14 protein-coding genes are annotated in these 16,036 nt (G+C 38.1%); all 14 read left to right on the top strand.

All coding sequences use genetic code 11. From position 1 onward, the window contains the following. Positions 1-9 precede the first annotated feature (9 nt). The 14 genes from allD (KRR19_RS03475) to uxuA all read left to right on the top strand — a co-directional run bounded on the left by allD (KRR19_RS03475) (position 10) and on the right by uxuA (position 16,036). The gene (gene allD, locus KRR19_RS03475) at positions 10-1,041 is read left to right on the top strand and encodes an ureidoglycolate dehydrogenase (protein ID WP_002479899.1); all 1,032 of its coding nucleotides are present in this window, start codon (positions 10-12) and stop codon (positions 1,039-1,041) included. Positions 1,042-1,148: 107 nt separating this feature from the next. Then, entirely contained in the window at positions 1,149-2,198 is a 1,050-nt protein-coding gene (gene allD, locus KRR19_RS03470) for an ureidoglycolate dehydrogenase (protein ID WP_002479898.1), read from the top strand. A gap of 15 nt (positions 2,199-2,213) precedes the next feature. Beyond that, a complete protein-coding gene (locus KRR19_RS03465; RefSeq protein ID WP_216733442.1) occupies positions 2,214-3,965 on the top strand; it encodes an acyl-CoA synthetase FdrA in 1,752 nt (583 codons plus the stop codon). Further along, complete coding sequence (locus tag KRR19_RS03460; RefSeq protein ID WP_002479896.1) at positions 3,965-5,230, top strand: YlbE family protein; 1,266 nt, start codon at positions 3,965-3,967, stop codon at positions 5,228-5,230. Before KRR19_RS03465 ends, KRR19_RS03460 begins: the two co-directional genes overlap by 1 nt. After that, entirely contained in the window at positions 5,227-6,000 is a 774-nt protein-coding gene (locus KRR19_RS03455; RefSeq protein WP_002479895.1) for an oxamate carbamoyltransferase subunit AllH family protein, read from the top strand. The genes KRR19_RS03460 and KRR19_RS03455 overlap by 4 nt, the downstream gene beginning before the upstream one ends. 7 nt (positions 6,001-6,007) lie before the next feature. After that, positions 6,008-6,949 (top strand): carbamate kinase, encoded by a 942-nt coding sequence (gene arcC / locus KRR19_RS03450; protein WP_002479894.1) that lies wholly within the window; start codon positions 6,008-6,010, stop codon positions 6,947-6,949. A gap of 167 nt (positions 6,950-7,116) precedes the next feature. Then, positions 7,117-8,331, top strand: a complete 1,215-nt coding sequence (locus tag KRR19_RS03445) for a CynX/NimT family MFS transporter (RefSeq protein ID WP_002479893.1) — start codon at positions 7,117-7,119, stop codon at positions 8,329-8,331. A 130-nt stretch (positions 8,332-8,461) separates the two neighbouring features. Next, positions 8,462-8,839, top strand: coding sequence for an iron chaperone (locus KRR19_RS03440; protein ID WP_002479892.1), 378 nt, complete (start codon positions 8,462-8,464; stop codon positions 8,837-8,839). Positions 8,840-8,856: 17 nt separating this feature from the next. Continuing rightward, the gene (locus KRR19_RS03435) at positions 8,857-10,071 is read left to right on the top strand and encodes a helix-turn-helix domain-containing protein (protein WP_002479891.1); all 1,215 of its coding nucleotides are present in this window, start codon (positions 8,857-8,859) and stop codon (positions 10,069-10,071) included. 416 nt (positions 10,072-10,487) lie between these two features. Then, on the top strand, positions 10,488-11,135 hold the full coding sequence (locus KRR19_RS03430) for a bifunctional 2-keto-4-hydroxyglutarate aldolase/2-keto-3-deoxy-6-phosphogluconate aldolase (RefSeq protein WP_002479890.1): 648 nt from the start codon (positions 10,488-10,490) through the stop codon (positions 11,133-11,135). After that, positions 11,132-12,139: a sugar kinase gene (locus KRR19_RS03425; protein WP_002479889.1), complete on the top strand. Its 1,008-nt coding sequence runs from the start codon at positions 11,132-11,134 to the stop codon at positions 12,137-12,139. The genes KRR19_RS03430 and KRR19_RS03425 overlap by 4 nt, the downstream gene beginning before the upstream one ends. A gap of 15 nt (positions 12,140-12,154) precedes the next feature. Next, entirely contained in the window at positions 12,155-13,555 is a 1,401-nt protein-coding gene (locus KRR19_RS03420) for a glycoside-pentoside-hexuronide (GPH):cation symporter (RefSeq protein WP_002479888.1), read from the top strand. A 16-nt stretch (positions 13,556-13,571) separates the two neighbouring features. Next, positions 13,572-14,993 (top strand): glucuronate isomerase, encoded by a 1,422-nt coding sequence (uxaC, locus tag KRR19_RS03415; RefSeq protein ID WP_216733441.1) that lies wholly within the window; start codon positions 13,572-13,574, stop codon positions 14,991-14,993. Continuing rightward, positions 14,990-16,036: a mannonate dehydratase gene (gene uxuA / locus KRR19_RS03410; RefSeq protein ID WP_023015517.1), complete on the top strand. Its 1,047-nt coding sequence runs from the start codon at positions 14,990-14,992 to the stop codon at positions 16,034-16,036. Before uxaC ends, uxuA begins: the two co-directional genes overlap by 4 nt.

The following is a 16,036-nucleotide window of genomic DNA, read 5'->3' as shown; positions in this document are numbered from 1 at the left end:
TTCTAAATCATGAGTGAAGAGAATTTAGTTTATGTTGGCTATGATGAGTTACGCCAATTATTTAAAGAAAAGCTTATGCTTGCAGGCATGCCTGACAAGTATGCAGACAAAGTCGCTGAGCTGATGGTATTCGCAGACGCACGTGGTATCCATTCACATGGTGCCGTGCGCTTGCGCTACTATGCAGAACGTACAGCAAAAGGCGGATTCAACTTAGAACCAGAAATTAAATTTGAAAAAACAGGCAAATCTACAGGTATTTATCACGCAGATAATACAGTGGGTCATTACGCAGCTTACCATGCGATGGAAGAAGCGATTCAAATGGCGAAAGAAAACGGTATTGCTGCAGTAGGTGTCAAAGAAATGGGACACAGCGGTGCGATTGGTTACTACACACAAATGGCTGGTAAACATGGTTTAGTGTCATTAAGTGTCTGCCAATCAGATCCGATGGTTGTACCGTTCGGAGGAACAAAACCTTACTTCGGTACGAACCCGATTGCATTTGGTGCACCTCGTAAAGACGGCAAGCCTATTGTCTTTGATATGGCTACAACTGTACAAGCGTGGGGTAAAATCTTAGACGCACGTTCAAAATATCATTCAATCCCAGATACTTGGGCAGTGGATGATAAAGGTGAACCGACGACAGACCCTTATAAAGTCAGTGCATTGTTGCCTGCAGCTGGACCGAAAGGTTACGGCTTGATGATGATGGTAGATATTCTATCAGGCAGCTTGCTTGGCTTACCATTTGGTCAGCATGTGTCTTCAATGTATGAAGATTACAGTGCGTACCGTCGTCTGGGCCAATTCCATTTAGTAATCAATCCAAGTTACTTCGGTGACGAGGAACAATTCTTATCACAAATGGAACAAATGGTTCAAGAACTTCATGACATCGATCCTGCAAAAGGCTTTGACCAAGTCTACTATCCAGGTGAAATTCAAGAAGATGTGGAAGCAAAATACGACGAAACAGGTATTCCAATTCCACAATCTATCTATGATTACATGAAGTCAGAACAAGTTTACTAATTCAATTGAATGAGCGGTGCTGGTCATTGCACCGGCACCGCTCTTTATTTAGTTTTGCAGACTAATAAATTGCAAGAATCTTCAAAAAAGTCAGGAGGGTTTTAGTGATGCGTGTTACAAAAAAAGAACTTTATGAGTTAATGAAAAATAAATTGATGAAAGCAGGTTTGCAAGAAGATGCAGCTGCTGACGTCTCAGATGTTTTAACATTCGCAGACCATCGCGGGATTCATTCTCATGGTGCAGTACGTGTTGAATATTACGCAGAGCGTATTGCCAAGGGTGGTATTAATGCTCATCCGAATTACGAGTTTGAAAAAACAGGTCCATCTTCTGCAGTGTTCCACGGCGACAATGGCCCAGGACACCAAGCAGCAAAACAAGCTATGGACAAAGCGATTGAAATGGCGAAAGAAAATGGTATCGCAGTTGTGGGTGTGAAAAACATCAGCCACAGTGGTGCGTTAGGCTATTTCGTTGAAATGGCAGCAGACCAAGATATGGTCGGCATCAGTATGTGTCAATCTGACCCAATGGTTGTACCATTCGGCGGCACTGAACCATATTTCGGTACGAACCCGATCGCTTTCAGTGCGCCGACAAATGATGATCGTGTGATCACATTTGATATGGCAACAACTGTACAAGCATGGGGCAAAGTGTTAGATGCACGTTCAAAAGGCCAATCTATCCCAGATACATGGGCAGTAGATGAAAACGGTGAACCTACTACAGATTCAAGAGCAGTACACGCTTTAGTACCTGTTGCAGGACCTAAAGGTTACGGCTTGATGATGATGGTAGACATTTTATCAGGTAGCTTGCTTGGTTTACCATTTGGCGGCCACGTGTCATCTATGTACAAAGATTTAACAAAAGGCAGAGATTTAGGCCAATTACACGTTGTAATTAACCCGGCTTACTTCACTGACCCTAAACAGTTCAAACAACAACTTTCAACAATGATTGATGAGTTGAAAGCACAACCAGCTGCGAAAGGTTATGGCGAAGTTTACTACCCAGGTGAACGTGGACGTTTACGTAGTGAACGCTATGACAAAGATGGTATTGAAATTGTAGATGACATCTATGACTACTTGAAGTCAGATGATGTGCATTATGACCGTTATCACGGTAAAAACAGATTTGCAGAATAATAATGGAGGACTATTATGTTATATACAATCATTAAAGAGAATACGTATCAAGACTCTATTGTATTGATGTTGTTATCAAACAAATTATCAGCAATGGACGGCGTTAATAAAGTATCAATTATGATGGGTACACCCGCAAACAAAGACATCTTCAGAGCTTCAGGCTTCGATTCACCTGAACTAGATGAAGCAAAACCAAATGACATTGTTATCATGATCGATACAGATGATGAATCAATGGTTGATGAAGTGAATCAACAAGTTGAAGATGAATTAAAAGGTAAAGCGGAAGACGATAAAGCTGAATCAACACAAGAAGTTTCTAACTGGAACCAAGCGTTAGATAAAGCTACTAACCCTAACCTTGCGTTAATTTCAGTGCCTGGTCAATATGCGGCTATGGAAGCTGAAACTGCATTAAGAAACAACTTGCATGTATTCATGTTCAGTGACAACGTACCTAAAGATGATGAAGTACGTTTGAAAGAAATGGCACATGACAAAGGTTTACTTGTAATGGGTCCTGACTGTGGTACAGGTATTATCCATTCATTACCATTAGCTTTCACTAACATCGTTAACAAAGGTGACATTGGTATCTTAGGTGCTTCAGGTACTGGTATCCAAGAGGTCACTACAATTGTTGACCGTGAAGGTAAAGGTGTAACTAACGCAATCGGTACAGGCGGCCGTGACTTATCAACAGAAGTCGGCGCAATTACAATGATGGACAGTATCAAAGCGTTAGCACAAGATCCAGCTGTTAAAGTCATTACAGTTGTTTCAAAACCACCAGCTAAAGAAGTAGAAGAAAAAGTATTGAACTTGCTTCGTAATATCGACAAACCAGTTGTGACATTATTCTTAGGTCACAAACCAGAATACACTGAAGCAAACATTTACCATGCATATACGTTAGAAGAAGCTGCACGCGTATCAGTTCAACTTTCTAATGGTGAAAAACCTGAATTCAAACCAGCAACAAAAGAAATCAAAGCAACATTGAAAGATGGCCAAGACGGCATCAAAGGTTACTACTCAGGTGGTACATTAGCAAGCGAAGCAGCAATGCTTGTAAAAGATGCGTTCGACGGCTTAAAAGATGAAACTACAGAAGGTTTCACTTACAAAGCTGGCAACCATGAAATCATTGACTTAGGTGATGACATGTATACACAAGGTCGTCCTCACCCAATGATCGACCCAGGTAAACGTATCGAAAAATTACAAGAAGCTGCAAATGATGAAAACACTGCAGTAATCATGTTAGATAACGTAATCGGTTACGGCAGCCATGATGATATGGCAGGTCAATTAGCACCAGCTATCGAAGATATCATCAGCGAAGCAAAAGCAAATGGTCGTGACATTGCTGTATTAGCAACTGTTGTTGGTACAGAACACGATCCACAAAACTATGAACAACAAATCAAAACATTAGAAGAAGCAGGTGCACAAATCTGCGAAACAAACGATCAAATGGTACGTTCAGCAATCGAATTAACAGGTCATAAAGCTGAACAACCAGAATTGAAAGAAGAGTCATTCGACGCAACTTCAGTTGACTTATCTGTAGACGATAAGATTCTTCAATTAATCAACACAACTCCAAGCGTTATCAACGTTGGACTAAAAAGCTTTGCGACTGCAATTGATGAAAGCGGCGCAGACGTTGTGCAATTCAACTGGAGACCAGTTGCTGGCGGAGACGAAAAACTAATGAAAGTATTACAATTCTTAAACAACTATGAAGGAGAGTCTGTATAATGGGTTACCAAACAATTGATGAAGCAAACCAAGCTGTCATAGATAAAATGATCGCAGCAGCACCATTCCTAGTTGACGTGGTACCTGCGAAAGATAAAATTCCTGAATTGAAAGAGCATGTTTTACTACATGCAGGTCCACCGATTAAATATGAAAACATGACTGATCCAATGAAAGGTGCATGTATCGGTGCAATCTTATTCGAAGAATGGGCAAATGATGAAGATGCTGCACGTGAATTACTAGAAAACGATAAAATCGAATTCATTCCTTGTCATCACGTGAATGCAGTAGGACCAATGGGCGGTATCACTTCAATGAACATGCCTGTATTGGTTGTTGAAAACAGAGAAAGCGGCAACGAAGCTTATTGCCAAATGAACGAAGGTATCGGCGCAGTATTACGTTTCGGTGCTTACAATGAAACAGTTGTTAACCGTCTACACTGGATGAAAGACGTATTAGGTCCAGTATTAGGTAAAGCTGTTCGTCAAATGGAAGACGGCTTAAACGTTAACGTTTTAATTGCGAAAGCAATCGCAATGGGAGACGAATTCCACCAACGTAACATTGCAGCTTCACTTGCATTCTTAAAAGAAGTTGCGCCAATCATCTCTGAATTAGAAGATGTTGAACCAGAAAAACGTACAGAAGTTATTCAGTTCTTAGCAGACACTGACCAATTCTTCTTAAACGTTGCGATGGCAACAGGTAAAGCAATGATGGACGCAGCTCGTGAAATTCAACACGGTACAATCGTTACAGCAATGTGCCGTAACGGTGAAAACTTCGGTATCCGTATCGCTGGTATGGGTGACGAATGGTTCACAGCACCTGTAAATACACCACAAGGTTTATATTTCACAGGTTATTCATCAGACGATGCTAACCCTGATATCGGTGACTCAGCAATCACTGAAACAATCGGTGTCGGCGGTATGGCAATGATCGCAGCACCTGCAGTTACACGTTTCGTAGGTAGCGGCGGCTTTGCAGATGCCTTAGCAACTTCAGACGAAATGACTGAAATTTGTATTGGTGAGAACCCTAACTTCTCTATCCCGACTTGGGACTTCAAAGGTGCTTGCTTAGGTATCGATGCACGCTTAGTAGTTGAAAAAGGTATTACACCAGTGATTAACACAGGTATCGCACACAAAATTGCCGGCTTCGGTCAAATTGGTGCAGGTACAGTGCATCCACCAATCGAATGCTTCGAAAAAGCAATCACAGCTTATGCTGAAAAATTAGGATTTAATGGATGATTCTCACAGCACAAGCCATTGGCGCAAGTGCAAGCAGAATCTTGAATCATACAACAGAACTTAAAGTACACAGTTGCTTTAAAAAAGGTTTTAATGTGGTGGATAAAGATGACAATCTCATCTTTATCGGTACCACTGAAAATGGGATGTTCCCATTTGGCGTTGTAGTTGATGCATACACTAGAGATCGATTACTACAATCGATTCAGGTGGGTCAAACGTTAAAAGCACATCCACGTGCTTTAGCGTTTGATCGCAATCTACAACTGAATATCAATGTGAATGTATTTAAAGCGAGTCAAAATTTTGAAGTCATTCATTTGAACCAATTAAAGGAGAGTATCCAAGCATTTGATTTTTGTGAATATGCTGACGGTGACTTTAATCCTGCTAAAATGCAATCGATTTATGATGCATTGTCAAACCCACATGGAGATGCGAAGACTGAATTACGCTATTTAATAGGTCGAGGACAAGGTTTGACGCCATCAGGCGATGATATGTTAGTCGGGATGTTGTTTGTTCACTTTATTAGACCGTTTATTCAGCCGCAGCATTTAACAGAAATTGAACAGCTGGTGGATGAACCTTTAACGACATTGGTCAGCCAAACCTTTTTAAAGTATGCCGTTAAACGTATTTTTAGTTCTAAATTAACTGATTTGATGGAAGACGCCTCTAAGTCGACGTTAGAAAAACTTCTCCAAGTAGGCTCATCATCAGGTAAAGACACACTTTATGGTATGTCTATAGCTTTATTGAAGGAGTGAAAGAAGAATGGGTAAATATGTTGTTTTAGCACTTGGCGGTAACGCAATTTTACAACCTGGCCAAGAAACAACGTTTGAAAATCAATATAACAACGTAAAAAATGCGGCAAGCAAAATGGCCGACATTAAAGAAAGTGGACACAAAATTGTTGTGACACACGGTAACGGACCGCAAGTAGGTAACATCATCGTTCAAAACGAAGCGGCTAAAGACCAAGTTTCACCAATGCCGATTGATGTTTGTAACGCTGAATCTCAAGGTTTCATCGGTTATATGATGGAAAGCGCACTGAAAAACGATTTATACCAACGCGGTATCGATTCAAATGTTGTGTCATTTTTAACGATGGTTGAAGTCAGCAAAGATGATCCAGCTTTCGATAATCCAACGAAACCAATCGGTGTGTTCTTCTCAGAAGAAGAAGCAAAACGTATGGAACAAGAACAAGGTTTCACTATGGTTGAAGATGCTGGCCGTGGCTATCGTCGTGTTGTACCTTCACCAGAACCAATGGTGATCAACGGTGTAGACGCGATTAAACGCTTAATGACAGACACAGTTGTCATTTCATCAGGCGGTGGCGGTATCCCTGTATATCGTGACGATGACGGTAAAATTCATGGCTTAGAAGCGGTTATTGATAAAGACCGTTCAGGCTTGAAATTAGCTGAACAAGTGAACGCTGATACGTTCATTATGTTAACTGACGTACCGAATGTTTATATCAACTACGGTAAAGAAAATGAAGCGAAATTAGAAAACATCTCAGTTGAGGAAGCGGAACAATATGTTGCGGAAGGTCAATTCCCAGCAGGCAGTATGTTACCGAAAATCCAAGCTGCGATTGAATTCGCGAAAACAGGTAAAGAAGCGATTATCTGTTCATTAGCAGACGCTGTCGATGCTTTAGAAGGTAAAGCAGGTACACGTATCACTTTAAATAAATAAGTGACGTGATGCATAGTAAGGTATGTTAATCTTCTATACCTGTACTTGCATTGATGAAACGAAAGACATAGAATAAAGTTAATTCAATGAGGTGGGGAGATTAGGTTCTGTCCTACCTCTCTCTTTATTTTCAAATAAACTTAAATAAATGGAGAAAGGGTGAGCATATGGTACAGGATGAACGCTTCCAAAAACATAGATTGCGCGATTCGTGGTTGATTGTTCTTGCGATGGTCTTTGTCGCATCAACATTACGTGCACCGTTAACAGCAGTTGGTCCGGTTATTGATCAAATTAAAGATGCCTTATCAATAAATAACAGTGTGGCAGGTATCTTAACAACGATCCCGCTGTTGATTTTTGGTATTGTATCACCGTTTGTATCTAAAGTATCCTCGCGTCTGACAATGTCTAAGACGGTGTTCTTATCTACGATTTTAGTCATTATTGCGTTAATCGTACGTGTCTCTGGCGGATTCCCGATTTTCATCCTTGGTACAGTGTTGCTAGGTATTGGTATTGCCTTTGGTAATGTCGTGCTGCCAAGTTATGTAAAATGGAAATTCCCGCTTCAAATCGGCCTAATGACAGGCTTATACAGTGGTACAATGAACTTCACTGCAGGTTTAGGCGGCGGCTTAAGTTATCCGTTATCTGAAGCGGGTACATATCGTCTATCGTTAGGTTTTTGGTTAGTATTTGCGATTATTGCGATTATATTATGGGTTCCGCAAATGCTTTCAGGTACGAAACAAGAGAAAGCCATGCTTGAACAAGCAGCTAAAGAAGAGAAAAAGTTATTTAAAATCAGTCGTTCTAAACTCGCATGGACAGTCGCATTCATGATGGGCTTCCAATCTATGATTTTCTATACAGTTGTCGCATGGGTACCGTCTATCTTAGTAGATAGAGGTGTAGATGCTTCAACAGCAGGCTACTTATTGATGCTGAACCAATTCGCACAAGTACCGATGACGTTTATTTTCCCTATTTTAGCGTCACGTATGAAGAACCAAAAACTATTAGTGACTATCGTTTCCGCATTCTTTATTATCGGATTCGCACTGTTCTTCTCACAATCATTCACGCTATTAATTATCGGTATGATTTTAGCCGGCTTTGGTATGGGTTCTGGATTTAGTTTATGTATGACATTCTTCTCAATCCGTGCACGTACAAGTGATGGCAGTATCGCATTATCTGGCTTCGGTCAATCCATCGGTTACTTCATCGCCGCAATCGGACCATTCTTAATTGGTTTACTACACGATGTGACTGGTGGATGGATTTCTGGAATTATTTCACTCGTTGCGATGGGTGTCTTATTCTATGTATTTGGATTGCTTTCTTCACACGGTGAAGTAGAAGATGAATTAGCATAGTTACTTTAAGCATGACAGTAAATAGACTTACGCTGTCATGCTTTTTTAATGGAAATTTAGAGATACATTCATAGCCCTTTTGAGAATGGTCTCATATAATGGAAGTAAGTCGAAATAAAGGGAGAAATCAATGGAAAATTTTAATGAGTATTTAAATAAAATCGAGGATCCAAAACAAAAGGAAATTTTAACAACTGTTTTTAACTGGGTAGATGAAACGTTTCCTGAGTTGGAAAAAGCCATTAAATGGAATCAACCTATGTATACACATCATGGTACCTATATTATCGGGTTCAGTCGTGCAAAGGCACATTTCTCTATAAATCCTGAAGCTGCAGGAATGAAGCCGTTTATAGACCGTTTTGACGCAAATGGCTATACGTATACTGAAAACTTATTCCGTATTAAATGGACGCAAGATATAGACTATGACTTATTAAAGGATATGATTCAATTCAACTTAGAGGATAAAGCAGACATTACGTCTTTTTGGCGTCATTATAAATAAAGTCAGTAGGTGTTTATATGGATGATAAGACAATTGAAATGTTGAAAACACATGCAATGTACTTATTAGGGCTAGAATTAAAAGTGTTTGATAATCGTCATATTAATCAAATTGTAAATGAAATTAAAACGCCGTTTATGAATTACGAAAGTAAACAATTACGTAAGTCTTTAAAGACTTACATTAATGAGATGAGCAGTCAGCACATTTACTTTTATACCAATGCGTTTAATGTCCATTATTATTTCTTCAAGTATCGTAAACAAAAACAATTTATTATGATCGGTCCTTTCTTAAATGAACGACCGACTGAAAAACAGAGTCATGAAATGCTGCAAGAAGCGGGCATTAAAATATCAAAGATGGCTACTTTGAAACAATATTTATTGAGCATTCCGGTTTGTAATCGTAGAGACGCATTGAAAATGACACGATTAGCCGTACGTTTTATTAAAAATCGAGATGTGAATTATGAAGTCATTCCATTTACATTAAAGATGCATACAACAGAACTAGGTTATACAGCGACACAAGAACAATATGAATTCACATTGAATGAATTAGAAGAAAGATATAAAGTTGAGAATCAATTAATCACTGCGATGGAAAATGGTGATAAAGAAACAGTATTTAATTGTCTGATAAAATTAATGAGTAGTGTGGCTGGTATGAAACGTTCAAATGATTACGCTTTAAACGCAAAATATAAAGCTTATATTTTAAATACATTCGGACGTAAAGCAATCGAAAAAGCAGGCGCAAACTTGTTGCTAGTCGATCAGATTTCTAAAAAATATGCTGCTGAAATAGATGAAGTAGTTAATTTGCAGGGACTCAGTGATGTGATGCATGCGTTAACTATGGAATACACCGATATTGCTCAAAAAGTGAAACAGTACGAACACACACCAAAAGTTAATAAAATTCTGCAGTATATCGATTTACATTTAGATCATCCACTCACGCTTCAATATTTAGCAGAGATGGTTGATTTATCTCCTTCTTATTTATCTAGAATCTTTAGCGAGGAATTAGGCGTTACCTTATCACAATACATCATTAAAGCTCGCATTAAAGTTGGGCGGGACTTGTTAGTGCGAACCAATATGTCTGTCTCTGACATTGCAGTTTATGTCGGGTTTAAAAATCAAAGTTATTTTACTCAAAGATTTAAAGAAGTATATCACATGTCTCCATTAAAGTATCGAAAAATGAAAAAACATACAAAATGATGAAACCGTTTACAATCGCTACACCATTATTGTATCTAAATTCATAAACATAAACAATTTTTCATAGTATCAATTTGTCAGAAATCTCGGAAAAAACGCAAATAAGGTAAAAATTTGTATAAAAACGTAAAAAAAATGATAAAAACAGCGGATATTCCAAGAGTAAAAAGTAAAATAGTAACGTAAAATTTCATATCATTTTTCGCCGGAAATTCATTGTTCGTGTAGATAAATATTACAAAGAAACGCTTTTATATCAAGGGTTTAACTTGATTGATAAAGGCGTTTTTTTATTTGCATTTTTTGCATAAAAAGAGGCCTGAAATCTGATGGAAAATTGACCATTCTTAAAAAAACTTTTACTTTAGTGGTGAGCTAGCTAGTTAAAAAAAGTATTTTTAAGGGAGGATTAAACAATGCATAAATATACAATATTGGAACAGTTGCATAACAATTATCTGGTCGCAGTTGTCAGAGGCAAATCACAAGAAGATGCACAAAATATGATTGATCAAATTATAGAGGGCGGAATCAAAAATATTGAAGTAACATTTACAACACCAGGTGCAGAACATGTGATTCAACATTTACAACAACATGCTGATGACACAGTTGTGATTGGTGCTGGCACTGTACTTGATGCGCATACTGCGCGTATCGCAATTTTAAACGGCGCTAAATATATCGTCAGTCCAAATTTTGATGGAGACATTGCACAGTTATGTAACTTGTATTCAATTCCGTATCTGCCTGGTTGCGGGTCGGTCACAGAAATTACAGATGCATTGAAATCAGGTGTAGATTTAGTCAAAGTCTTTCCAGGTGATGTGCTTGGTTCAGGTTTTATCAATGCAGTTCACGGACCTATTCCAAATGTCGAAATGATGCCTTCAGGTGGTGTATCCATTGATAATATGGACGAATGGTATAAAAAAGGTGCCTATGCAATCGGTATTGGCGGCGGATTAACAAAAGGTGCGAAAGACGGCAGTGATAACATCATTTATCAGAACACGAAGAAATTTGTAGAACGCTTCGAACGTATTCGAGGTGATAAGTCATGAATTTTATCACACTAGGTGAAATCATGATGCGTTTAACACCTCCAAACCATCAAACGATTACAGAAACCACATCGTTTGATGCGGTCTATGGCGGTGCAGAAACGAATGTAGCTGTCGGGTTAGCTGGATTCGGCGTATCAACACAAGTGATAACGGGATTACCTCAAAATGAGCTTGGGCAAGCTGTATTAAGAACTTTAAGAAAGTACGGTGTCGGGACAGATCATATCGTACAAGCTGATGGCAGATTAGGTGTGTATTACTTAGAAAAAGGATTTGCTTATCGACCTTCTAAAGTAGTGTATGATCGTGCGAATTCAGTATTTTCACAGTTGGATACAACGTCAATTGATTTTGAAGCAGCTTTTAAAAATCAACAGTGGTTCCACTTTACAGGTATTACACCTGCATTGAATGAACAGTTGTTTAAGGTTACGTTACAAGCCGCAAAAGCCGCAAAATCACAAGGCTTATTTGTAAGTTGTGATTTAAACTTCCGCGCAGCATTATGGTCTTTTGAAACAGCACGTGAGGCGATGTCTGAGTTGTTACCTTATGTTGATTTAATCTTTGGTTATGAACCTTTATCACTTACAAATGAAGATGGAACGGATAAAAAGGATGGCTTAGATAGATTAGCTTCGATTGAAACATTAAAACCATATTTAGCTGAAATACACGAACGCTATGACATTGAATACATTGCTTTTACACAAAGAAAAAATTTTACGAACTCAAGAAACCGCTTACAAGGTTTTATATCACATAGAAACCATATAGAACAGACAGCACAATTTGATTCAGATATTTTAGACCGCGTCGGTACTGGTGACGCATTCAGCACAGGGATTATTTATGGATTAATGGAAAATTGGGATTTGAGAACGACAGTTCAATTTGCGATTAACAATATGTTGTATAAGCACGCCATCCATGGTGATTATCATACAGCGGATGTTGAAACAATTTTCCAAATTACAGATTCAGCGGATATTAAACGCTAGAAAAGAGGTCATGCTATGGAAACGATGACAAAACGACAAGAGGAAAAAGTTGAAACATTTAAAGCGATAGAAAAGCCGAAATTACCGCTCAAAGAGAAAATTGCTTATGGATTTGGTGACTTAGGTAACGGAATGATGTTTGACTTAGGTCAAATCTACTTACTTAAGTTCTATACAGATGTTTTAGGAATATCAGCAACGTATGCAGGTTTAGTATTCCTAATTTCAAAAATATTTGACGCTTTTGTCGATACAGGTGTCGGATCTTATGTAGATTCACGTAAAAATATTGGTCCAAGAGGTAAGTTCAGACCATATATCTTATTTGGGACAGTACCTTTAGCAATTATGACAGTAATGACCTTTATCACCCCGAATTTAGATTATACCGGTAAAGTGATATGGGCATTCGCAACTTATATGATATTCAGTATGGCTTATTCAATTGTTAATATTCCTTATGGTTCACTTTCTGCATCTATGACAGTAAACGCAGATGACCGTACACAACTTTCAGTGTTCAGAAATATGGGGTCACAAGGTGCGTTGTTCATTACAGGTATCATTGTTTTACCTATGGTAAGCCAATTCCCTAATCAAGCAATTGGGTTCCCAGTTGTTGTAGGTGTACTTGCGGCAATTGGTGTGATTTTCCACATCATTTGTTATAAAGGTGTTAAAGAACGCTTTACAGTAGAACCCCCTGATACAAAAGGACAAAGTAGAATTGCGTTTAAAAACTTATTGAAAAACGGAGCATTCGCAGTGCTTGCCTTCTATACATTACTAACAATTACAGCCATGTTCTTAAAGCAATCTACACAATTGTATTACTTCCAATATGTACTTGGCGAAGTTAATTTAGTAGGCATTGTTAGCTTGTTCAACTTTATCGCACTGATTCCAGCATTATATCTTACAACTGTTTTAAGTAAGAAGTTTGGTAAAAAAATGACTGCGATTATTGGTGTTGTAGGCTTTATCATTTGTGAAATGTTAAACTATGCATTCTTTGGAGAGAACGTTGTAACCTTCTTAATCTTTAGTACATTAGGCATGTTCTTCCTAGTGATTCCTAATACAGTTACATGGGCATTTATCGCAGACGTTGTAGAATACGGACAATGGAAATCAGGAGTTCGTACTGAGGGGATTATTTATTCAAGCTACAGCTTCACACGTAAAGTATCACAAGCTTTAGCTGGATTTATTCCAGGTATAGCACTAACGTTTATTGGTTATCAACCGAATGTCGAGCAAACTGCCGATACATTACAGGGGTTAGGACTTTTATACTTTGTCGTACCTGCTGTTATCAGTTTAATTGCGGTAATTGTCTTCGGAATATTCTATAAATTAACAGATAAACGACATGAACAAATTGTAAAAGAATTAGCGTTAAGAGAAGAAATTTAAAAGGAGCGTATATACTATGGCATTTATCAATGAAACTTTTATGTTACACAATGATAAAGCAGTACAACTTTATGAAGATTATGCAAAAGACATGCCAATTTATGACTACCATTGTCATTTAGACCCTAAACAAATCAGTGAGGATCATCACTTTGATAACATTACAGATTTATGGTTGAGCGGCGATCATTATAAATGGAGAGTTATGCGTGCTCAAGGTATCGAAGAACATTACATCACTGGAGATGCGGACAAAAAAGAAAAGTTTGTCAAATGGGCACAAGCACTTCAAAACGCAGTCGGCAACCCAGTGTATCACTGGTCACAATTAGAACTTGCGATGTACTTCGGTGTCTATGATTTATTAACTGAAGATAACGCAGAAGAAATTTATGAGCGTGTGAATCAATATCTGAAAGACAATCATGTGACAACGCAATCTTTAATTAAAGAATCAAAAGTTAATTTGATTTGTACGACAGATAATCCAACAGATGATTTACATTATCATGATGAAATTAAAGCCCAATCTGATTTCAAAACAGCAGTTTTACCAGCATTCAGACCTGATGCAGCATTTAAAATCGGTTCACAAGATTTCTTAGATTTTGTTGAAAAACTAGCTGAGATTACTCAACCGATTCAAAGTGTTGAAAGCTTCATTGACAGTTTGAAACAACGTATCGATTACTTCCACAGCAAAGGCGGCAGATTAGCTGACCATGGTTTGGAACGAATTGATTATGAAGGTTTCACATCAGAAGAAATCACGGACATCTTCAGAAAAGCATTAAGCAAAGAAACGGTTTCTGATTTTGAAAAAGCACAATTTATCACATTCGTCTTAAATGAGTTAAGCAAAGCATACGCTGACAAAGGATGGACAATGCAAATTCACTTCGGTGCGATCAGAAATAACAATACGAGAGCATTTGAAAAGCTAGGTCCAGACACAGGTTTTGATTCAATTAACGATCAAACGAACTTAGCCTATAACTTGAACCATTTACTAGACATGATGGAACGTGAAGATCACTTACCAAAAACGATTCTTTACAACTTGAACCCAAATTATAACGACGTTGTAGGTTCAACAATTGCGAACTTCCAAACAGAGCCAGGTATTGCGAGTAAAATCCAACACGGTGCTGGCTGGTGGTTCAACGATACAAAACGCGGCATGTTGAGACAAATGTCATCACTAGCTGATCAAGGTATGCTGATGCACTTTGTAGGTATGTTGACTGACTCAAGAAGCTTTATCTCATACGCACGACATGAATACTTCCGTCGCATTCTATGCACATATATCGGAGAGATGGTTGAAAATGGAGAAATTCCAGATGAACCATCATTATTAGAAAAATTAATTAAAGGCATTTGTTACAACAATGCTTATCATTACTTTGGATTAATTAAGGAGGAGAATAATCAATGAAGATGACATTTCGTTGGTATGGTAAAGAAGATCCAATTAGTTTAGAGTACATTCGTCAAATTCCTGGTATGGAAGGGATTGTCAGCGCAATTTATGATGTACCTGTTGGTGAAGTTTGGCCATTAGATAAAATCGAAGCACTAAAGAAAGAGATAGAAGATGCTGGTTTAGAGTTATCTGTGATTGAAAGTGTACCAGTACATGAAGATATTAAGTTAGGACGTCCTACACGTGACAAGTATATTGAAAACTACCAACAAACATTACGTAATTTAAGCAAAGCAGGAATTAAAGTTGTGTGCTATAATTTTATGCCAGTGTTTGATTGGACGCGTTCAGACTTAGAATATCGTTTAGACGATGGTTCAACTGCTTTAATCTATAACGAAGACCATATCAAAAAGATGGATCCATTAAGCGGGGAACTTTCATTACCTGGTTGGGATTCAAGTTATACGAAAGATGATTTAGCAGATTTATTTAAAGCTTATGAATCTGTTGATGAAGAAAAGCTATGGGAAAACTTGTCTTACTTTATTAATAAAATTATCCCTGTAGCTGAAGAGGAAGATATTTTAATGGCGATTCATCCGGATGATCCACCATGGAATATTTTCGGCTTACCACGAATCATCACAAATAAAGAAAACTTAGAACGCTTCATTAATCTATATGATTCAAAATCAAACGGTTTAACAATGTGTTCAGGTTCATTAGGCTGTGATAAAAACAATGATTTCCCTGAAATGTTACGTTACTTCGGTAAAAAAGACCGCGTACACTTCGTGCATGCGCGTAATATCAAACATACAGGTACACATTCATTTGAAGAGTCTGCACACCCTTCAGATAAAGGTTCTTTAGATATGTATGAAATTGTTAAAGCTATGCATGACTTTGGTTATGAAGGTCCTGTACGTCCAGACCATGGCCGTATGATTTGGGGCGAAACAGGTAAACCAGGTTACGGTTTATATGACAGAGCACTAGGTGCGACATATTTAATCGGACTTTATGAAGCAGTAAGTAAAGGTAAGGAGTGA

Origin of the sequence: Staphylococcus sp. CWZ226 (assembly GCF_018986355.1) — a bacterium.
Taxonomy (GTDB): domain Bacteria; phylum Bacillota; class Bacilli; order Staphylococcales; family Staphylococcaceae; genus Staphylococcus; species Staphylococcus simulans.
The sequence above is the reverse complement of the archived record's forward strand: the minus strand, read 5'-3'. Positions and strand labels throughout refer to the sequence as shown.